The sequence below is a fragment of the Actinospineispora eucalypti genome, from assembly GCF_039543365.1.
Classification (GTDB): Bacteria; Actinomycetota; Actinomycetes; order Mycobacteriales; family Pseudonocardiaceae; genus Pseudonocardia; species Pseudonocardia eucalypti.
Genome location: NZ_BAABJP010000030.1, coordinates 20,150 through 39,311, shown reverse-complemented (window position 1 = coordinate 39,311; position 19,162 = coordinate 20,150). Strand labels below are relative to the sequence as shown.

Below are 19,162 nucleotides of genomic sequence, written 5' to 3'. Positions count from 1 at the left end.
GCATGGGGAGCAACCGGGCGGATGTGCGCCGGTACCGCCGGAACCACCGGGCGGAGGTGGACGGAGCCGCGCTGTACCGGGCGATGGCGGACGCCGAGGAGAACGCCGAGCTGGCCAAGGTCTACCGGGACCTGGCCGCCGTGGAGGAGCGGCACGCGGGTTTCTGGGCGCGCCGGCTGACCGCCGCCGGCCAGCCAGAGCCCGCCGCCCGGCCGTCGGCCCGGGTGCGGGTCCTGCGGGTGCTGGCCCGCCGGTTCGGGGCGGAGGTACTGGTGCCGCTGGTGGCCAGCGAGGAGGCGCGCGGCCGGCGAATGTACGACGACCAGCCGGAGACCAGCGAGACCTCGATGCGTTCGGACGAGCGCTCGCACGCCTTCCTGCTCGGCGAGATCCGGAACGGCGCCTCGGGCGGCGCGCTGGCCCGGCTGGAGGGCCGGCACCGCACGCCCGGCGGGAACGCGCTGCGCGCGGCGGTGCTCGGCGCGAACGACGGCCTGCTGTCCAACCTCAGCCTGGTGCTGGGCGTGGCCGGCAGCGGGGTGGCCTCGGGGACCGTGCTGCTGGCCGGCCTGGCCGGGCTGCTCGCCGGCGCCTTCTCCATGGCGCTGGGGGAGTGGGTGTCGGTGCAGAGCTCGCGCGAGCTGGCGCAGCGGCAGCTGGACATCGAGGCGGACGAGATCGCCGCGCTGCCCGACGAGGAGGTCGAGGAGCTGCGGTTGATCTACCAGGCCAAGGGCGTTCCCGAGGAGGAGGCGACCGCGCTGGCCAAGCGATTGATGGAGGACCCGGACAACGCGCTGGACGTGATGGCCCGCGAGGAGCTCGGCATCGACCCGGACGAGCGGGGCGGCAACCCGTGGACCGCCGCGCTCGCCTCGTTCCTGCTGTTCTCCGTCGGCGCGGTGATACCGGTGCTGCCGTTCTTCTGGCTGCCCACCCTGGCCGCCGTCCTGGTCAGCGGCCTGGCCGGGGCGGCCGGCCTGTTCGCCCTCGGCGCCGCGACCACCCTGTTCACCGGCCGTGGCGTGCTGTTGGCCGGGCTCCGGCAGATGGTGCTCGGCCTGCTCGCGGCGGGCGTGACGTACGGGCTCGGCGCGCTGCTCGGGGTATCGCTAGGGCTGTAGCCGTTCCCACGGCGGGGCGAGGGGGTGGGCGTCCCCGGGCGGTACGGCTAGCGGCCGGAGCCGTGATCTCCGGAGTCGGAGCCGCGGTCGGAACCGCCGCCGCGAGGGCGGCCGCCGGAGTTGCCCCGGTCGCCGCCGTCGGAGCTGCCCCTGGAAGTTCCTTCGCGGCCGCCGCGCCCGTTGTCGTCGCGGCGGCCGTCGGATCCCCGGCCGCCGCGGTCGCCCTGGTCGCCGTCGTTGTCCGACCCGCCCTGCTCGGTTCTCGGGCCACGTGGGTTGTTGCCGCTCCCGTTGCCGCCGTTGTTCCCGTTCCCGGGGTTGGCGGTGCCGCCGTTCGGGGCCTGTGGTTGGCCGGTCGATCCGCCCGGCGTCTGGCCCGGGTTCCCGGCGCCGCCCTGCCCCGGGTTCGAGCGGGGCGTGGTGTTGACCACCGGCTTGGGTCGGAGCGGGTCCCTGGCACCGTCGGGTCCGGGGTTCGGGACGCGGTGGTCGCGGTCCGAGTCGTGGTCGCCCTGGTCGCCGTCGTGGTCGGCGTCGGTGGACCGTTCGCCGGTGCCCGGCCCGCCGGGCGCGAGGACGCCGGGTGTCACGACGCCGGCCGGCGCGGGACGCGGGGCTTCCGGCTGGCCGGGGGCGGCGGAGGGCCCTCCCGGTGGAGCGATGGCGGGCGGGCCCGAGGGCAGTGAGGCGAGCGGCTCGCCGGACACCGGGGGCGGAGCGGCCGCGTTCCGCGATCCGCCGGTCAGGGCGAGCACGCCGATCGCACCGACCAGCGTCAACAGCACGACGGCCGCGACGAGCACGGCCAGCCGGCGCCGGATGGCCAGCCGGAACACCTGCTCGCCGGCGCGGCGGTCGGTGCGGTAGGAGAGCGCGTGGGTCAGGTCGGCGAGTCCGCGGCTGGCCCAGGCGTCGACGGACTGGTGCTCGGCCTCGCCGTTGCCCGGTTCGGCCGGCGCCTGGCCCGTCTGCTGCGCGAGGGCCTGGCGGGCGTGCGCGAGCCGGGCGGAGACCGCGTCGAGCGGGATCTGTTCCTCGGCCGCGATCTGCTCCGGGGTGAGCCCGCCGATGTGATGCAGGGCCAGCACCACGCGCTGCTTCTCCGGCAGCTCGCCGAGGGCGTCGAAGACCGGCCGGGCCAACGGGGCCACCCACTCGCCGGACCCACTGGCCCGACTCGCCGGCCGGCGCCTCGGCGGTGCGGCGTGGCGGGCCCGGCGGCGAACCCAGGCCGCCGGGTCGGGCAGGGTCCGCACGGCCCGCCAGCGCAGCCAGGCGTCGGTGAACGCCCGCTGGGTGACCCGGTGGGCATGGGTCCGGTCCCCGGTCAGCGCGTGCAGCAGCCCGACCAGGGTGGCGTAGTGCTCATCGTGGAAGCGGGCGAACTCGGCCCTCCGTGCCGCCCTCGGTCGCGACTCGTCCGGGGCGCTGAACGGGTCGGTCATCCGCGTCCCTTCGGTTACCTCGCGTGCCAGGGCTGGTCAGACCCACGGTCTTGAGACCACCTAGAGATATCGAGTGACCCCCGGCCATCATCACGTATCTGCAACCAAACCATCACATCGGGTGACGATCGGACGTGCCGGTGGTTCGCCGGCGGGTGGCGCGGGTACGCCCGGTCACGCGTGCGACCCGGACACGCCCGGCTCGGGTGGCGAGGGAGGGGCGAGGCAATCCCGCGAATTTGATTGAGCGTTGGACAGTATTCGAAAATCTTTCTACAGATGTAGAGATCTGTCCCGGGTTCTCCCTACGATGCGTGGGGTCGATAGCTTACGCATCGGTAGCTTCCAATTGTTAGGGATTTGTTTAGATTGACGGGCGACCCCGCTCGGGCCGGCCATACAAGGGTGCGTACGATCTCGACCGGATAACGGATCCGATCCGGGTCGGCTAATATATAACAAGCGTATGCTGCGCGATTTCCTGAGATCGAGGATCGTGCGGAGAGGACGAGGGGCAATGCCGGACCAGGTAGTGCTGACGCTGTCGTTCGTGGCCGCTCTGGCGATACTGCCCGGATTACTGCGAAGGCACGCCGGATTCCCGGGGGGCCCGAGCGGCGGGTTTCTTCTTTCCGGTCTCGCCGGCCTGCTGGGCTATGTGGTGTGGGACCTGTTCGCGCACGGGTTCCTGCCGGTCACCAGCGCCATCGAGCAGCTGAGGGACCGGCTGGACGACGCGACCACGATGCTCACGCTCGGCGCGCTGTTCCTGGCCGGCATCGCGCTGGCCTTCGGGCTGCTGATGTGGCGGGACGCGGAGCTGGACCGGGCCGAGGGGGCACCGGCCGAGGGCGGGCGGCACTCCGTGGGGCCGGGCACCGTTGCCGCGGCGGAGCTGACCGGCGTCGCCACGGCGGCCGGCGCGCGTCGCCGGGCGATGGTGCTGGCCGCGGGACTGGGCCTGCACGGCGTTCTGGTCGGCCTGGCGATCGGCAGCAACGGTAAACGGGACGAGATCGCGTTCACCTGCATGCTGGCCATCGCGGCGGGGCTGTACGCGCTCGCCCAGGGCTACCTGTTGGCCGGGATCTTCCGCGAAGGCGCCCGGCTGAGCCTCGGCACGCGGCTGCTGATGGCGTTGACCGTGGGCGCCCCGCTGTTCCTGGCCACGCTCGGCGGCATGTACCTGAGCGAGGACGAGGCAACGGTCGGGCTGTGTGGCCTGGCCGGCGGCGCGCTGGCCTACGCCGCGCTCCGGCTGGTGCTCGGTGCGGCCGAGCGGCACGGGAAGCGCCTGGCGGTGTGGGGTGTGCTCACCGGTCTGCTGGTCGGGTTCGTGGGCGACATCCTGCTCATCACCTTCGCCGGCAGCGTGGACTGAGGGGCTCGGCAAATGTTGTCCAGGTTCTCGAACTCGAAGGCCTTCGGCCGGCTGCTGTGCGCGGTGGCCTGTCTGGCCGTTCTCGGTGGCTGCGGGATCGACCCCGATCCCGGGCTGGTCGCGGCCACCTCGCCGGACGGGCGTGGGGCGATCCGGCCGCTGCCGGCGCCGACCGGCTGCACCCGCACGGTGACCGACAACGACGCGCTGGACGAGGCGATGGCGGCGGCGCAGCCGGGAGACCGGGTGTGCCTGCTCGGCAAGCTGCGGTCCACGCGGCTGGTGCTCAAGCGGTCCGGCACGGCGCAGAAGCCGATCGAGCTGGTCGGCGACGGGAACACGATCCTGCGCGGGATCAACGTCGAGGCCAACTTCGTCCGGATCTCCGGGGTGAACGTGCTGCGCCCCACCGGCCCGGGCATTTCCCTGCAGGGCAACAGCCTGATCCTGGAGAACAGCACCGTGCTCAGCCCGAGGGGCGGGGACGGCGACGGGCTGCGGTTCTTCGGCGAGAACATCACCATCCGGCACAACACCATCCGCGACACCCGGCACCTGGACGGCGCGCACGCCGACTGCATGCAGACCTTCGCCACCGATGACGAGCACGTGGCCAGCCGGAACGTGCGGGTCACGGACAACCGCTGCGAGAAGATCAGCAACATCTGCCTGATCGCCGAGGGGCCGCACAGCTCGGCCGGTGACGGCTCAGGTGTCGGTGAATCCGCCGATTTCCTGTTCAGTAACAATTACTGCCAGTACTCGGCGTACCAGGCGGTAATGCTCGATGACATCAAGCGAATGACGATCACGCGCAACGAGGTCTACACCAAGGGGCCGAAAGCGTGGGCCTTCCAGAACAACTCGACGTTCGGCCTGATCAAGGACAATGTAATCGGCCCGGACGTCGAGTACGAGGTCGGCATGGATGACTCTTCGAAGCTTGGCTACCGGGGCCCCGAGGTTGGTGGGATTCCGTAGAGAACGAATATCTGATAACGTTGTCAATTCCTAATGTTCGGTTAGGAGTGTTCCCCTCCCGGCGTGATCGAGCCTACACTCAGGGCGGCCCGAGGCGGAGGGGGCGCTGAGGTGGCACAGCGGATTATTCCGCGAGTCTATCGCGGGTATTTCGAGTATCTATACGCCCGGAAGCAAGACCCTTGGAACTACGAAACCAGAAGTTACGAAATAGCTAAATACGAACGGACGCTGGAAGCCCTGGAGGGCCGACGGTTCGCTCGAGCACTCGAGGTGGGGTGCTCGATCGGAGTGTTCACCGAACTCCTCGCCACGCGATGCGAGGAACTGGTCGCGGTGGACACATCGGCCCTTGCGGTGCGCCGTGCCCGCCGGCGGCTTGCCGGCCACCCGCACGTGCGGGTACGGCGCAGTACTTTGCCCGAGGAGATGCCCGGCGGCCGGTTCGACCTGGTCGTCTGTTCCGAGGTGCTCTACTACTGGAACCGGGAGCTCCTGCAGGAAGCGCTGGGCGCCCTGGAGGAGGTGCTCACCCCGGGCGGGGTGTTGCTGGCCGTGCACGGCCGGTTCGACAGCCATACCTGCCCGCTCACCGGGGACGAGGTGCACGACCTGCTGCACGGCCGCGACACCTTGCGGAGCGCGTTCTCGGTGCGCGAGCACAAATACCGACTGGACCGGTTCGAACGGCCATTGCGCCCGCCCGGGCACACCGCGCGCCCGGCGGTGCCGCGCCAACGCACCGGCCGGGAATCTACCCATCCGGACGCCGGAAGCCGGACCCGGGGGAATTCGCCGGCTTGACCTCGGCTTGAGCTTCCTAGGCCGGGGCGGGGGTGCGTGTCTCGGCGGCGGGGCGCGGCTCGTGGACGAACAGGCCGACCAGCGCGCCGAGCAGCGGCCCGGCCGCCAGCGTGGCGAAGGCCAGGGAGAACGAGCCGGTACTGGCGAACACCGGCCCGATCACCGACGGCACCAGCACGCTGCCCAACTGCCAGAAGGCGTTCACCGCGCCGGCGGCCGAGCCGGCCGAGCGGCGGCCGGACAGCAGCGGGGTGAGCGCGGCGGTCAGCGGGCTGTACGCGTACGCGCCGATGCCCAGGAACGGGGCGACCCAGAGGAACTGCGTGTAGCTGTGCAGCCGGCCGAACACGACCAGGACCACGGCGAAGTACACCAGCACCACCACGATCGGCATCCGCAGCCCGAGGCCGAGCCGGTCGCACACCCAGCCGATCAGCGGTTTCACCCCGATCGCCACTCCGGCGAAGATCACCAGTACCACTCCGGCGGAGACCGGGTCGATCCCGCTGCCCTTGGTCATCAGGGTGTTCGACCAGGTGACGAAGCCGTAGGTGCCCCAGAGGCCGCCGAAGCCGGCGAGGCCGAGCAGCAGCAGGTCCCGGTTGGCCAGCACCGCGCGCGGGTCCGGCAGCTCCCGTGGCCGGGGCGCCGCGTCCGTGCCCGAGGTGGCCGGCTCGCGCACCAGGACGCCGCAGAGCAGCCCGATCACCACGGTGACCGCGCCGAAGAGGTGGTAGGAGGCGTGCCAGTCGGCGGCCAGGATGAGCGAGGGCACCACCGCGTTGGCGATCACGGTGCCCAGCGAGGTGGCGGTGAGGAACACCCCGGAGGCCAGCCCGAGCTGCTCGGCCGGGAACCACACGGAGATCATCTTGACACCGGCGGCGAAGTCCACCCCGGCCAGCAGGCCGACCGCCCCCTGCAGCGCCAACCCGGTGGCCACCGAGGTGGCCGAACCGAACAGCACCATGGCCAGCCCGGCGCCCACCCCGCTCGCGGTGAGCAGGGCCCGGGCGCCCAACCAGTCCACCAGCACCCCGCCGCCGGCGTTGGACACCAGGTAGCCGAGGTAGTAGCCGGTGGCGAACACGCCCAGCGCGGCCAGCGGCACGTGCAGCGAGTCGCTCACCGAGGCGGCGGCCGGCCCCCAGGTGGACCGGTCCACCGAGGTCATGGTGAACGCCGCCCAGCACATCAGCAGCACCACCCAGCGGTATCCGGATGTCATGTGGGCTCCTGTGTCTCAGACCAGCGCGCCCTGGCGGCGCAGCTCGGCGCGGATGGCGGGCAGGTCGTGCCGGTGGCCCCGGGCGAACTGGGCGGCGGCCACGCCGGCGGCGTGCCCGGTGGCGAAGGCCGCACCCATCACCCGCACCGAGGCGAAGGCTTCACGGTCGGCGCAGGTGAGCCGGCCGGCGGCCCACAGGTTGGCGGTGTCCGAAGAGGTGATCGCCCCGTACGGGATGTGGTACCAGCCCTTGTCCTCGATCGGCCGGTACCGGGTGACCCCGGGTGAGGCGTGGTCCTCGATCGGCCAGCCGCACCGGGCTACACCGTCCTCGGGGCGCTTGCGCGCACCCAGCACATCGGAGGCGGTGAGCTCCGCGCGGCCGTGCAGCCGGCGGCTCTCCCGGATGCCGATCTGGGGGCCGGTCTCCACCAGGTGGGCCTGTGACCAGCCGGCGAGGTGCTTGCGGAACGCGTCCAGGTAGCGCCAGGCCTGGCGCCGCGCACTCATCTCGTCCCGGGTGAACGCGGCCGGGTCAAGCGCGTCCAGCTGTTCGTCCACCACCAGGGAGAGAACCTGCCCGGTGATCGGCAGGCGCACCGTGATGCCCTGGTCCCGGGCCAGTGCGGGGCCGTCGCCACCGGCGTTGTGGGCGGCGACGGCGGCGCGCATGCCCTCGCGGGAGAGGTCGGCGTCCGGGTCGACCCCGCCGAACCGGCAGACCAGGCTGCTGGTCTGCCGCTCCGCCACCGGTGCCACCTGGGCGGCCGCGCCGGAAGCGCCGAGCAGCGCGCCGTCGCCACTGGCGTCCACGAAGGCGGCCGCCGCCACCCGGCGGCCGCCGCCCCGGTCGTGCACGGTGACGCCGGTGATCTCCCCGGCCCCGTTCCGGGTGGCGTCGGTCAGTGTGCTGTGCAGCCGCACATCCACGCCGGCGTCGGTGACCAGCTCGTCGTAGACCAGCTTGGTGGTCTCCAGGTCGAGCAGCACGAAGTGGTTGCCGGTCCAGGCGAAGCTCATCTCCCGGTACACGTCCCGGCGGCGCAGCCGCTCCAGCATCTCCGCCCCCACCCCGGCGACCACCGGGTTGCGCCGCTGGTCGAAGAACCCGCAGAAGGTGAGCACCGAGCTGTTCGTCGCCGCGCCGCCCAGGAAGCCGTACCGCTCGACCAGGCGGACCGTCGCGCCGGCCCGCCGGGCGCCGACCGCGGCCGCCACCCCGGCCGCGCCTCCGCCGGCCACCAGCACGTCGAAATGTTCCGCCTCGGGCATTTCCGCTCCCCGTCGAGTGGTGCTTGTGGCGATCATTCGAGCACGTACGACCGGAAGGGGCCAATGCCGGCGGGATGGCCCGGGTATACCTTCAGGTTATGGAGCTGCGTCAGCTGCGCTACTTCGCCGCGGTCTTCGAGGAACGCTCCATCAGCCGGGCGGCCGAGCGACTTCTCATCTCTCAACCGGCCCTGACCAGGCAGATTCGCCTGCTCGAGCGGCAGATCGGAACCTCGCTGTTCGACCGGGTACCCACCGGGGTGCGGCCGACGGCGTCCGGGGCCGCCCTGCACACCCATGCCTTGGCGGTGCTCCGGATGGCCGACGCGAGCGGCGACGTGGCCCGTACGGCGGGGCCGGTGGGGGAGCAGGTGGAGCTCGGCCTGCCGCCGGGCGTGCCGGTGACCTGGCTGCGCGGCGCGCTGGACCGCGTGCGCACCCGAGTGCCGGAGGCGTTGCTCGGCCTGGCCGACGTGGGCAGCGCGGAGCAGCTGCGGCTGGTCCGCGCCGGTCGGCTGGACATCGTGCTGGTGCACCTGGTGCCGCCGGACACGTTGACCAACCACCTGTTGTTCGAGCAGCCGTTCGGGGTGGCGGTGCGGCCGGACCACCCACTGGCCGCCCGGTCCAGCTGTCCGGTCCGCGCATTGCACGGGGTGGCGGTGCTGGCGCACGCCAGGGAGCAGGTGCCCACCGAGCACGACCGGCTGATCGCGGCCACCCACCAGGTGGGCAGCATGCCGCGCTGGCGGTTCGCCCGGTTCACCGAGAACGCGCTGGTCTGCGCGGAGATCGCCGGAGCGGACGCGGTGCTGCTCACCGAGCCCACCGCGCTGCGACTGCTGCCGGACTGGCCGTGGCGGCGGCTGGTGGACCCGGAGGTCAGCCTGCCCACCTGGGTGGCCCGGCAGCCACTGACCAGAGGAGTGGTGGCCGCGGTGCACGACGCGTTGGTCGAGGCGCCGGTTGCTCCGATCGGGTGAATGCGAGCCCGATTGTCGCGGTGGTGTCGAATTCGTCCCGGCGTCCGCGACGCGTCAACGGAAACAGGCTCAACCCCCGAACAGAAGGAGACGACGATGCGGTTCATGGCGATCGTGAAGGCGGACGAGCGGTCCGAGGCCGGCGAGATGCCGACCGAGCAGGAGCTGGGCGCGATGGGCGCGTACAACGAGGAACTGGTCAAGGCCGGCGTGATGCTGGCCGGCGAGGGGCTGCACCCCAGCTCGCGGGGCTGCCGGCTGGTGCACACCGCCGAGGGCACGAGCGTGCTGGACGGTCCGTTCGCGGAGACCAAGGAGCTGATCGCCGGCTTCTGGCTGCTGCAGGCCAAGTCGTTCGAGGAAGCCGTGGAGTGGCTGAAGCGGGCGCCCCGGCCGGAGAGCGGCGAGTTCGTCATCGAGCTGCGCCAGGTGTTCGAGGCGGAGGACTTCGGCGAGGAGTTCACCCCGGAGCTGCGGGCGCAGGAGGACCGGCTGCGCGCGCAGCTGGAGAACAACTCCTGAGCTGACCCGGGCGGCTTGCGGGCGCGGGCCATGACCTGGTCTGATCCAGGGCGTGGCCCCGCCCGCCAGCGCGACGAGCAAGACCGAGTCCACCACGCACCGCGCGATCGAGGCGGTGTGGCGGATCGAGGCGGCGCGGCTGATCGCCGGCCTGGCCCGGATGATGCGCGACGTCGGCGCGGCCGAGGAGCTGGCGCAGGAGGCGCTGGTCGCCGCGCTGGAGCAGTGGCCGGCCTCGGGCGTGCCGGAGAACCCGGGCGCCTGGCTGATGACCGTGGCCAAGCGGCGGGCGGTGGACCAGATCCGCCGGGGCGAGCGGTTCACCCGCAAACGCGACGAGATGGGCCGGGACCTACTGACCCGCCGGGACACCAGCCAGGACGAGTTCGACGCGGTGGACGAGGCGGCCGACGGCAACATCGCCGACGACCTGCTCCGGCTGGTGTTCACCGCGTGCCACCCGGTGCTGTCCGCCGAGGCGCGGGTGGCACTCACCCTGCGCGTGCTCGGCGGGCTGACCACGGCGGAGATCGCCCGGGCGTTCCTGGTGCCCGAGCCGACCGTGGCCCAGCGGATCGTGCGGGCCAAGCGGGCCCTCACCAAGGCCGGCGTGGCCTTCGAGGCGCCCACCGGAGAGGAGCTGAACTCCCGGCTGCCCACGGTGCTCGAGGTGATCTACCTGATCTTCAACGAGGGCTACTCGGCCACCGCCGGTGACGACTGGATGCGCCCGGGCCTGTGCGAGGACGCGCTGCGGCTGGGCCGGATCCTGGCCGGGCTCATGCCGGCCGAACCCGAGGTGCACGGCCTGGTGGCGCTGATGGAGATCCAGGCGTCCCGGATGCGGGCGCGCACCGACGCGCGCGGCCAGCCGATCCTCCTGCTGGACCAGGACCGCTCCCGCTGGGACCACCTGCTGATCAACCGTGGCCTGGCGGCGCTGGACAAGGCGGTGCGGCTGGCCTCCGAGCAGGACCGCAAGCGCTGCCCGTACACGCTGCAGGCGGCCATCGCGGCCTGCCACGCGCGGGCGCGCACGGCGGAACAGACCGACTGGGCCGGCATGGCCGCGCTGTACGGGGAGCTGGCCCGGATCACCTCGTCGCCGGTGGTGGAGCTGAACCGGGCGGTCGCGGTATCCATGGCCCACGGCCCGGAGGCCGGCCTACGGCTGGTCGACCAGCTCACCGATGCCCCCACGCTGCGCAACTACCACCTGCTCCCCGCCACCCGCGGCGACCTGTTGGCCAAGCTCGGCCGGCACGCCGAGGCCCGCGCCGAGTTCGAGCGCGCCGCCACGCTCACCGCCAACGAACGCGAGCGCGCCCTGCTCACCGCCCGAGCCGCCGACTCGGCGGCAGCCGCCGGATCCACGTAGCCGCTCACCGCCCGCACCTGAGAGTCCGTCCCGAGCCCCTTTCGCTCGCTATGGCTCTGCGTGGAAATACGCGGCATCGGACTCCAACGGGGCGGTCGGCTTAACCGGCCGGTGCCCGACCCGGGTGCCGGACCGCCGCCCAGGCGAGGGCGGTTGCCGTCGAGCAGCCGCGGCGTCCCGTGGGATGTCGCGAATTTCCACGCAGAGCCATAGCGTGCTCGGCGGCACTCGGGTTGGAGAGGCGACTCCCCCGGAGGGTGATGGTGAGGTGATGCCGGTCAGGGGCGGCGGATCAGGTCGAGGCGGGGTTTGGGGCCGTCCACGCGGCCGGTGTTGGGGCGGCGGCTGCCGGCCCGCCAGGGGGCCGGCCAGGCCGCGCCCGGGCCTTGGTAGTCCTGCTCGGCGGCCGCGTGCAGCGTCCAGCTCGGGTCGTACAGGTGCACCCGGCCCAGAGCGCACAGGTCGGCGCGGCCGGCGAGGATGATCGAGTTTACGTCGTCGTAGGAGGAGATCGCGCCGACCGCGATGGTGGCGATGCCGACCCGGTTGCGGATCGCGTCGGCGTACGGGGTCTGGTACGAGCGGCCGTAGGCCGGCTGCTCGTCCGGGGTGACCTGGCCGGTGGACACGTCGATCGCGTCGGCGCCCGCGTCGGCGAAGGCACGCGCGATCTCCACGGAATCGGAGCCGGTCAGTCCGCCGGGCACCCAGTCGGTGGCGGACACCCGCACGGTCATCGGCTTGTCGGCCGGCCACACCTCACGCATCGCCCGGAACACCTCGAGCGGGAAGCGCAGCCGGTTGGCCGGCGAGCCGCCGTAGCGGTCGGTGCGCCGGTTGGTCACCGGGGACAGGAACGAGGACAGCAGGTAGCCGTGCGCGCAGTGCAGCTCGATCAGGTCGAAGCCGGCGCGCAGCGCGGACTCGGTGGCGGCCACGAACTCGGCCCGGATCGACGCCAGGTCGGCCTCGGTGAGCTCGCGCGGGACCTGGTTGACCCCGGCCCGGTAGGGGATCGGGGACGGCGCGCAGACCTCCCAGTTGCCCTCCGGCAGCGGCTGGTCGATGCCCTCCCACATCAGCCGGGTGGACCCCTTGCGCCCCGAGTGGCCCAGCTGCACGCCGATCTTGGCCTGGCTGTGCCTGTGCACGAAGTCCACGATCCGCCGCCAGGCCGTCTCGTGCTCCGGGGCGTACAGGCCGGCGCAGCCGGGGGTGATCCGGCCGGCCGCCGAGACGCACACCATCTCGGTCATCACCAGCCCGGCGCCGCCCAGCGCCTTCCCGCCCAGGTGTACCAGGTGGAACTCCGAGGGCACCCCGTCGCGCGAGGTGTACATGTCCATCGGGGACACCACGACCCGGTTGGGCAGCTCCAGCTCGCGCAGCCGGAACGGCTGGAACATCGGCGGCGCCTCGGTCGCGGAGAACCACCGCTCGGTGCGTTCGACGAAACCGGGGTCGCGCAGCTGGAGGTTGTCGTGGGTGACCCGGCGGGACCGGGTGAGCAGGTTGAACGCGAACTGCTCCGGGTCCTGGTGCATGTACTGCGGCAGCCGCTCGAACCACTCCAGGCTGGCCTGGGCGGCCCGCTGGGTGGAGGCCACCACGGGCTGACGTTCCTCCTGGTAGGCGGCCAGCGCGCTGTCCAGGTCGGGCTGCTCGTGCAGGCAGGCGGCCAGCGCCAGGGCGTCCTCCATGGCCAGCTTGGTGCCGGAGCCGATGGAGAAGTGCGCGGTGTGCGCCGCGTCGCCCAGCAGCACCACGTTGCCGTGGCGCCACACCTCGTTGCGCACCGTGGTGAAGCTGGTCCACCGGGAGTTGTTGGCCATCACCGCGTGCCCGTCCAGCACATCCCCGAACAGCTCGCGCACCCGCGCGATGGAGGCGTCGTCGGATTCGCCGGGCCGCCAGTCGCCCCGGTCCAGCTCGGCGAACCCGGCACGCCGCCACACCGCCTCGGTCATCTCCACGATGAAGGTGCTGCCGGCGGCGCCGAACGGGTAGCCGTGGATCTGCATGACCCCATGCGGGGTGTCCCGGATGTAGAACTTGAACGCGTCGAAGACCAGGTCGGTGCCCAGCCACATGTACTTGCAGTCGCGCACGTCCAGGTCCGGCCGGAACACGTCGGCGTGCTTGGCCCGGGTGGCGCTGTTCACTCCGTCGGCCGCGACCACCAGGTCGTGGCGCTCGGCCAGCTCTTCCGCGTCCGGCGCCGAGGCACGGAAGTGCATGGTCACGCCCAGCTCGGCGCACCGCCGCCGCAGGATGCCGAGCAGCCGCTGCCGGCTCAGCGCGGCGAACCCGTGCCCGCCGCTGGTGTGCCGCTGGCCCCGGTAGTGCACGTCGATGTCGTCCCAGCGGACGAACTCGCGCTGCATGGCCCGGTGGACAGCCGGGTCGGCGTGCTCGATGCCGCCGAGCGTCTCGTCGGAGAACACCACGCCGAAGCCGAACGTGTCGTCCGGGGCGTTGCGCTCCCAGACGGTGATCTCGTGGCTCGGGTCCAGCTGTTTGACCAGGGCAGCGAGGTAGAGCCCGCCCGGCCCGCCGCCGATCACCGCGATCCTCACGGCGCCACCCCCTCGCGCAGCCGGAACCGCTGCAGCTTGCCGGACGGTGTGCGGGGCAACCGGTCGGTGAACCGGACCGCGCGCGGGTACTTGTACGGCGCGATCCGCTGCTTCACGAAGTCCTGCAGTGCGCGCGTGGTCGCCGCGTCCGGCGCGACGCCGGCGCGCAGCACCACGTAGGCGGTCACCAGCTGGCCGCGCCGCTCGTCCGGCAGGCCGACCACGCCACAGTCCACCACGTCCGGGTGGGCCAGGAGTGCCTCCTCCACCTCGGGCCCGGCGATGTTGTAGCCGGCGGAGATGATCATGTCGTCGGTGCGCGCCCGGTACCAGAAGTACCCGTCGGCGTCCCGCACGTAGGTGTCCCCGGTGATGTTCCAGCCGTCCCGCACGTAGTTCCGCTGCCGGTCGTCGGAGAGGTAGCGGCAGCCGGTCGGGCCGCGCACGGCCAGCCGGCCCGGGGTCCCGTCGGGCACCGGTTCGCCCCGTTCGTCCACCACCCGGGCCTGGTAGCCGGGCACCGCGCGGCCGGTGGCGCCGGGCCGGATGTCCTGGTCGGCGGCGGAGATGAAGATGTGCAGCATCTCGGTGGCGCCGATCCCGTCGATGATGCGCAGGCCGGTGGCCTCGTGGAAGGCCTGCCACGTCGCGGCCGGCAGGTGTTCACCGGCCGACACGCAGCGGCGCAGCGAGCCCAGCCGCTCGGCCGCGCCGGGCGCCTCCAGCATGGCGCGGTAACCGGTGGGCGCGGTGAAACAGACCGTCACCCGGTGCGCGGCGATGTGGCCGGCCAACTGGTCGGGCGTGGCCCGCTCGAGCAGCAGGGTCGCCGCGCCGGCCCGCAACGGGAAGATCACCAGGCCGCCGAGGCCGAAGGTGAAGGCGATCGGCGGGGTGCCGACGAACAGGTCGTCCGCGCGGGGTTTCAGCACGTGTCGGGAGAAGGTGTCGGCGATGGCCAGCAGGTCGCGGTGGAAGTGCATGGTGGCCTTGGGCCGCCCGGTGGTGCCCGAGGTGAAGCCGAGCAGGGCGACGTCGTCGGCCGAGGTTTCCACGGTGGCGAAGTCGGCGGGCCGGGCGGCGGCCAGCGCGGTGAGGTCGGCCGGCGAGTCGGAGCCGTAGGGCACCACGGTCAGGCCGTCGATGCCCGCTCCGATCAGGTCGTCCAGCGAGCGGTGGTCGCACAGGGCCAGCCATACCCGGGCCAGCTCGCACACCGTGCGCAGCTCGCCGGCGCGCAGCAGCGGCATGGTGGGCACCGCGACCGCGCCGGCCTTCAGCACGGCGAACCAGCAGGCGACCAGCCACGGCGTGTTCGGCCCGCGCAGCAGCACCCGGTTGCCCGGCACGATCCGGTACCGCTCGGTGAGCACCCTGGCCACCCGGTTCGCGGTGGCCAGCAGCTCGGCGTAGGTCCAGGTCCCGGTCGGCGACAACAGGCAGCGGCGTGCACCGTGACCGGCCGCGACGGCGGCGTCGAGCAGCTCGGCTGCGCAGTTGAGCCGGTCCGGGTAGTCCAGCGCGAGGTCGTGCGGGTCCAGGTCCGGCCACGTCTCGACCGGCGGCAGGTTGTCCCGGCAGAAACCGTCCAGGTGGGCGGAGGGGGAAAGGGCGATCGTCTTCATGGCAGCACCGCGAATCCTTGGATCTCAACCAGCGCCTCGGCGTCCCACAGCCGGCTCACGCCGATCGCGGCCATCGCCGGGTAGTGCCGACCGAGCAGCTCCCGCCATACCCCGCCCAGCTGGGCGGCGTGTACACGGTAATCAGCCAGGTCTACGGCGTATACGGTCAGCGAGGTGAGGTGCTCCGGCCGGCCGCCGGCCTCCGCCAGCGCCCGCAGCAGGTTGCGCAGCGCCCGGTCGAACTGGGCCACCACGCCGTCGCCGACGATCCGGCCGTCCGCGTCCAGCGCGGTCTGCCCGGCCAGGAACACCGTCGTGCCCGACGCGACCACCGCGTGCGAGAAGCCGACCGGTTTGGCCAGGTCGGGCGGGTTCACCGGGCGGTTCGCCTGGTTGTTCACGACTGCACCGCCCCGCCGGAGACGTCCACACCCTGGCCGGTGACCGCCCCGTTGCCCACGCAGAACCACACCGCGTCGGCCACCTCGGCCGGGCTGACCAACCGGCCGACCGGCTGCTTGGCGGCCAGTGTGGCGCGCACCCGGGCCGGGTCCCGGCCGGTCTTGGCGGCCACCTCGGCGACCGTGGTGTCGGTCATCGGGGTGTCCACGTAGCCGGGGCAGACCGCGTTCACCGTGACCCCGGCGCCGGCCAGCTCGGCGGCCGCCGACCGGACCAGTCCGAGCACGCCGTGCTTGCTCGCGGTGTAGGCGGCGACGTAGGGGTCACCGCGCTTGGCGGCGACCGAGGCGATCACCACGATCCGCCCGTGGCCGGCGGCGACCATGCCCGGCACGGCCCGGCGGACGCAGCGGAACGGGGCGGTCAGGTTCAGCTCGAGCATGCGTGACCAGTCCTCGTCGGTGATCCGGTGCACCGGAGCCGAGCTGCCCGCGCCCGCGTTGGCGACCAGCACGTCCACCCCGCCCCAGGCGGCTTCCACCCGGTCGAAGACCTGGTCGACGGCCGAGGTTATGTCGGCCGGCACCACCAGGGTCTCGCCGGCGCACGCGGCGGCGGCCTTGTGCAGCTCGTCCTCGTTGCGCGCGGTGAGCGCCACGCGGTAGCCGCGGCCGGACAGGTGCTCCGCCACCGCGCGGCCGATTCCCCGGCCGGCGCCGGTGACCAACGCTCGCATTGGCATGCTTCTACGGTGGCACGTAATCTTGACGAACGTCAAGAGATCGACATGAAGGGTAGGCAATGATCAAGCCCGGCGAGTTCACCGATGTGACCTATGAGGTGTCCGATGACGCCTGTGCCACCATCACCATCAACCGGCCGGACCGGATGAACTCGTTCCGGGGGCGCACGGTCGACGAGCTGCTGTCCGCGTTCAAGCACGCCTGGGTGGACCGGCGGGTGGCCGCCGTGATCCTCACCGGCGCGGGAAACCGGGCGTTCTGCGCCGGCGGGGACGTGAAGGAGCGGGCGGAGACCGGCTCCTACGGCGAGACCGAGTGGGGCCTGTTCGAGATCGAGCGGCTGCACCAGATGATCAGGGACATCCCCAAGCCGGTGATCGCGGCGGTGAACGGCGTCGCCATCGGCGGCGGGCACGTGCTGCACGTGCTGTGCGACCTGACGGTGGCCGCCGAGCACGCCCGGTTCGGCCAGTCCGGGCCCCGGGTCGGCTCGTTCGACGCCGGCTTCGGCGCCGCCTACCTGGCCCGGGTGGTGGGGGAGAAGCGGGCCCGGCAGATCTGGTTCCTGCTGGAGCAGTACGACGCGGCGACCGCCGAGCGCTGGGGCCTGGTGAACGAGGTCGTCCCGGCCGAGCGGCTGCTGGACAAGGCCCGGGAGTGGGCGCGCACCATGTCCGCCTACCCGCCGACCGCGCTCAAGTTCCTCAAGCACGCCTTCAACGCGGACAGCGAGCAGATCGCCGGGCTGTCCCGGGTGGCGTTCGACGGGCTCGACCTGTTCGTGCACACCGAGGAGGCCGCCGAGGGTGCCAACGCGTTCGCGCAGAAGCGCTCGCCGGACTTCGCGCCCTACCGCTGAGGGGCGATCACCGCGCTGGCATAGCGGTGCGCCGGCTCGGCCAGCCGCTCCCGGAGCTCCTCGAACAGCTCGGCCGCGCGTACCCCGGGCCAGTCGCGCGGGAGCAGCTCCGGGGGTAGCCCGGGGTCCAGGAAGGGCAGCCGGCGCCACGCGGTGAGGCCCCGCGCGTAGTCGGCGAACGCCGCCGCGTCATCCGGGGTCCGGCGCCGCCGCCAGCGGGTCAGTACCGGGCCGAAGGTGTCCAGGAACTCGCCGTACAGCGCGCGCAGGCCGTCCAGGTCCCACCACTTCGGCACGTGTTCGGCCACGTCGCCGAAGGCCAGGTAGTCGGCGTGGAAGACGTGCACGTAGTCGGCGAGCTGGGAGCGCCGCAGCACGTCCTCGGTCTCGTCGAAGAGGTTGCGCGGCGCGATCCACACCCCGGGGGTCGCGGTGCCGAAGCCCAGCCAGCTCAGCCGGGAACGCAGCACGTGCCGCTTCTGCCGCTCGGCCTCCGGAATGGTGAACACCGCCAGCAGCCAGCCGTCGGAGAGGCTGGCCCGCTGCCGGCCGAAGATCCGCCGGTCACCCTCGTCCAGGATCTCCCTGGCCTGGTCGGACAGCTCGTAGCCGGCGGCGCCGCCCACCCGGCGCGGCGCCAGCAGCTCCCGGCGCTTGAGCCGGGAGATGGCCGAGCGCACCGAGGACTCGTCCACGTCCAGCGCGGCCATCATCCTGATCAGCGCGGCCACGCCGATCCACCCGCCCACCTCGCGCGCGTAGAGCCCGTAGATGGTGACGATGAGCGCACGGGGCTTCGCGCCTGCTCGGGTCGTTTCGGTGAGCGTCGTCACCGGCGCATGATATCGCCCTGGTCAGGCGAAACCCGCGCGGCGGGCGCGCGCAGGCCGCGGCGGGTCATCCCGCCGACCACCAGCCGGTAGAGCGTGCGCGACGGCGGCAGCCGGTAACCCGTCGCGGTGTGCGGCGCGTACCGCACGTCCTGGGTGTTCGCGGTCAGCCACCCGGTGTGTCCGCGCTGCTCCTGGCCGAGTACCCGCTCGCTGAACCAGTGCGCGGTGAGCCCGGCCCGACGGGCACCGGGCGGCACCAGGCCGGGTGGCACGGTCAGCCCGACCTCGCCCCCGTCCGGTTGAGCGCCGGAGACCGGTACCACGAAAGGGAAGCCGTCCGTGTCCGCCCAGCCGAGCAAGGTGTCGGGCAGCCGGTTCACCCGCTCGGCGACTCGCGCCGGGTCCACCCGCGAGGAGGTGCCCTTCGCCGGGGCCGGCTGGCCGTCCGGGGGCACCTCCGGCAGTGGGGCGCCGTGCACCCGCGGCGTGCCCCGGCACTCCAGGTCCGGCCAGCTCACCACCCGGTGCACCGCGATGTGCACGCCGATGCGCTGCCACTGGTACGCGTCCAGCCACCAGCCCCAGGGCAGGCCGGTGTCCCGGGGTCCCATGAAGCGCGTCCAGTTGGGCTCGATGGCTTCCAGCCAGGCCCGGTCCGGGGTGGCCCGGAACGACGCGCGCCCCTGGACCAGCACGTACTCCGAGCCGGTCGCGTAGCCGTGCCGGCGGGTGTGGAAGACCAGCGCCACCCGGGGCTCGCGGCGCAGCCGGCGCAGCTTGCGCCAGGCGCCGAGGGAGCTGAGCACGGTCACCGTGCCGGCCGCCCGGTCGCGCAGCGCGAAGTTGGTCAGCGGGGTGAGGACCACGCCGTTCGCCGGCGTGACGTCGGCCAACATGACCGCGAGGTCACCGTCCAGCACCCGATCGACCTCGTCCGGCCAGTCCCCGTGTCCTTCGCCCATGTCGAGACGCTAAGTCTCGGTAGGAAGTCATGTCAAGACGAATG

Annotated in this window: 17 protein-coding genes; 8 read left to right on the top strand and 9 right to left on the bottom strand. The window is 72.5% G+C overall.

The window, feature by feature from the left end; translation table 11 throughout:
- The first annotated feature begins 2 nt into the window (after window positions 1–2).
- Window positions 3–1,124 (top strand): VIT1/CCC1 transporter family protein, encoded by a 1,122-nt coding sequence (locus ABEB12_RS25125; RefSeq protein ID WP_185062237.1) that lies wholly within the window; start codon window positions 3–5, stop codon window positions 1,122–1,124.
- A 47-nt stretch (window positions 1,125–1,171) separates the two neighbouring features.
- Here ABEB12_RS25125 and ABEB12_RS25120 read toward each other — a convergent pair whose 3' ends face one another.
- Window positions 1,172–2,569, bottom strand: a complete 1,398-nt coding sequence (locus ABEB12_RS25120) for a sigma factor-like helix-turn-helix DNA-binding protein (protein ID WP_185062236.1) — start codon at window positions 2,567–2,569, stop codon at window positions 1,172–1,174.
- 517 nt (window positions 2,570–3,086) lie between these two features.
- On the opposite strand from ABEB12_RS25120, the gene ABEB12_RS25115 reads away from it, so the two are divergent.
- The 3 genes from ABEB12_RS25115 to ABEB12_RS25105 all read left to right on the top strand — a co-directional run bounded on the left by ABEB12_RS25115 (window position 3,087) and on the right by ABEB12_RS25105 (window position 5,735).
- Window positions 3,087–3,950: a hypothetical protein gene (locus ABEB12_RS25115; protein ID WP_185062235.1), complete on the top strand. Its 864-nt coding sequence runs from the start codon at window positions 3,087–3,089 to the stop codon at window positions 3,948–3,950.
- A gap of 12 nt (window positions 3,951–3,962) precedes the next feature.
- Window positions 3,963–4,931 carry a right-handed parallel beta-helix repeat-containing protein gene (locus ABEB12_RS25110; RefSeq protein WP_185062234.1) on the top strand — a complete coding sequence of 323 codons (969 nt, stop codon included), beginning with the start codon at window positions 3,963–3,965 and terminating at the stop codon, window positions 4,929–4,931.
- A gap of 63 nt (window positions 4,932–4,994) precedes the next feature.
- A complete protein-coding gene (locus ABEB12_RS25105) occupies window positions 4,995–5,735 on the top strand; it encodes a class I SAM-dependent DNA methyltransferase (RefSeq protein WP_345703130.1) in 741 nt (246 codons plus the stop codon).
- Window positions 5,736–5,751: 16 nt separating this feature from the next.
- Here ABEB12_RS25105 and ABEB12_RS25100 read toward each other — a convergent pair whose 3' ends face one another.
- Window positions 5,752–6,963: an MFS transporter gene (locus tag ABEB12_RS25100; protein WP_185062232.1), complete on the bottom strand. Its 1,212-nt coding sequence runs from the start codon at window positions 6,961–6,963 to the stop codon at window positions 5,752–5,754.
- Window positions 6,964–6,978: 15 nt separating this feature from the next.
- A complete protein-coding gene (locus ABEB12_RS25095; RefSeq protein WP_185062231.1) occupies window positions 6,979–8,235 on the bottom strand; it encodes an FAD-dependent oxidoreductase in 1,257 nt (418 codons plus the stop codon).
- A 98-nt stretch (window positions 8,236–8,333) separates the two neighbouring features.
- Here ABEB12_RS25095 and ABEB12_RS25090 point away from each other — a divergent pair, with 98 nt between their 5' ends.
- The 3 genes from ABEB12_RS25090 (at window position 8,334) to ABEB12_RS25080 (ending at window position 11,118) form a co-directional block, all read left to right on the top strand.
- Window positions 8,334–9,218: a LysR family transcriptional regulator gene (locus ABEB12_RS25090; RefSeq protein WP_185062230.1), complete on the top strand. Its 885-nt coding sequence runs from the start codon at window positions 8,334–8,336 to the stop codon at window positions 9,216–9,218.
- A 96-nt stretch (window positions 9,219–9,314) separates the two neighbouring features.
- Window positions 9,315–9,740 (top strand): YciI family protein, encoded by a 426-nt coding sequence (locus ABEB12_RS25085; RefSeq protein ID WP_185062229.1) that lies wholly within the window; start codon window positions 9,315–9,317, stop codon window positions 9,738–9,740.
- Window positions 9,741–9,792: 52 nt separating this feature from the next.
- A complete protein-coding gene (locus ABEB12_RS25080; protein WP_345703129.1) occupies window positions 9,793–11,118 on the top strand; it encodes an RNA polymerase sigma factor in 1,326 nt (441 codons plus the stop codon).
- 278 nt (window positions 11,119–11,396) lie between these two features.
- Here the strand turns inward: ABEB12_RS25080 and ABEB12_RS25075 are convergent, their stop codons facing one another.
- The 4 genes from ABEB12_RS25075 to ABEB12_RS25060 are packed head-to-tail and all read right to left on the bottom strand — an operon-like array spanning window position 11,397 to window position 16,463.
- Window positions 11,397–13,694, bottom strand: a complete 2,298-nt coding sequence (locus tag ABEB12_RS25075) for a bifunctional salicylyl-CoA 5-hydroxylase/oxidoreductase (protein WP_185062228.1) — start codon at window positions 13,692–13,694, stop codon at window positions 11,397–11,399.
- On the bottom strand, window positions 13,691–15,319 hold the full coding sequence (locus ABEB12_RS25070; protein WP_221498186.1) for an AMP-binding protein: 1,629 nt from the start codon (window positions 15,317–15,319) through the stop codon (window positions 13,691–13,693). The genes ABEB12_RS25075 and ABEB12_RS25070 overlap by 4 nt, the downstream gene beginning before the upstream one ends.
- Window positions 15,316–15,720 (bottom strand): Rid family hydrolase, encoded by a 405-nt coding sequence (locus tag ABEB12_RS25065; RefSeq protein ID WP_185062227.1) that lies wholly within the window; start codon window positions 15,718–15,720, stop codon window positions 15,316–15,318. Before ABEB12_RS25065 ends, ABEB12_RS25070 begins: the two co-directional genes overlap by 4 nt.
- Window positions 15,717–16,463 (bottom strand): SDR family NAD(P)-dependent oxidoreductase, encoded by a 747-nt coding sequence (locus ABEB12_RS25060; protein ID WP_345703128.1) that lies wholly within the window; start codon window positions 16,461–16,463, stop codon window positions 15,717–15,719. Before ABEB12_RS25060 ends, ABEB12_RS25065 begins: the two co-directional genes overlap by 4 nt.
- A gap of 59 nt (window positions 16,464–16,522) precedes the next feature.
- Here ABEB12_RS25060 and ABEB12_RS25055 point away from each other — a divergent pair, with 59 nt between their 5' ends.
- Entirely contained in the window at window positions 16,523–17,323 is an 801-nt protein-coding gene (locus ABEB12_RS25055; RefSeq protein WP_185062226.1) for an enoyl-CoA hydratase-related protein, read from the top strand.
- Here the strand turns inward: ABEB12_RS25055 and ABEB12_RS25050 are convergent.
- A complete protein-coding gene (locus tag ABEB12_RS25050) occupies window positions 17,314–18,156 on the bottom strand; it encodes a PaaX family transcriptional regulator C-terminal domain-containing protein (protein ID WP_185062225.1) in 843 nt (280 codons plus the stop codon). The two genes, ABEB12_RS25055 and ABEB12_RS25050, sit on opposite strands and share 10 nt — an antisense overlap.
- On the bottom strand, window positions 18,153–19,118 hold the full coding sequence (locus ABEB12_RS25045) for a pyridoxamine 5'-phosphate oxidase family protein (protein ID WP_185062224.1): 966 nt from the start codon (window positions 19,116–19,118) through the stop codon (window positions 18,153–18,155). Before ABEB12_RS25045 ends, ABEB12_RS25050 begins: the two co-directional genes overlap by 4 nt.
- Between the last annotated feature and the right edge of the window lie 44 nt (window positions 19,119–19,162).

Bases quoted from the DNA above. Each gene is read 5' to 3' on its own strand.
- ABEB12_RS25125 (WP_185062237.1), top strand. From the start codon at position 3: ATGGGGAGCAACCGGGCGGATGTGCGCCGGTACCGCCGGAACCACCGG.
- ABEB12_RS25085 (WP_185062229.1), top strand. From the start codon at position 9,315: ATGCGGTTCATGGCGATCGTGAAGGCGGACGAGCGGTCCGAGGCCGGC.
- ABEB12_RS25120 (WP_185062236.1), bottom strand. From the start codon at position 2,569: ATGACCGACCCGTTCAGCGCCCCGGACGAGTCGCGACCGAGGGCGGCA.
- ABEB12_RS25090 (WP_185062230.1), top strand. From the start codon at position 8,334: ATGGAGCTGCGTCAGCTGCGCTACTTCGCCGCGGTCTTCGAGGAACGC.
- ABEB12_RS25100 (WP_185062232.1), bottom strand. From the start codon at position 6,963: ATGACATCCGGATACCGCTGGGTGGTGCTGCTGATGTGCTGGGCGGCG.
- ABEB12_RS25115 (WP_185062235.1), top strand. From the start codon at position 3,087: ATGCCGGACCAGGTAGTGCTGACGCTGTCGTTCGTGGCCGCTCTGGCG.
- ABEB12_RS25045 (WP_185062224.1), bottom strand. From the start codon at position 19,118: ATGGGCGAAGGACACGGGGACTGGCCGGACGAGGTCGATCGGGTGCTG.
- ABEB12_RS25055 (WP_185062226.1), top strand. From the start codon at position 16,523: ATGATCAAGCCCGGCGAGTTCACCGATGTGACCTATGAGGTGTCCGAT.
- ABEB12_RS25095 (WP_185062231.1), bottom strand. From the start codon at position 8,235: ATGCCCGAGGCGGAACATTTCGACGTGCTGGTGGCCGGCGGAGGCGCG.
- ABEB12_RS25060 (WP_345703128.1), bottom strand. From the start codon at position 16,463: ATGCCAATGCGAGCGTTGGTCACCGGCGCCGGCCGGGGAATCGGCCGC.
- ABEB12_RS25070 (WP_221498186.1), bottom strand. From the start codon at position 15,319: ATGAAGACGATCGCCCTTTCCCCCTCCGCCCACCTGGACGGTTTCTGC.
- ABEB12_RS25110 (WP_185062234.1), top strand. From the start codon at position 3,963: ATGTTGTCCAGGTTCTCGAACTCGAAGGCCTTCGGCCGGCTGCTGTGC.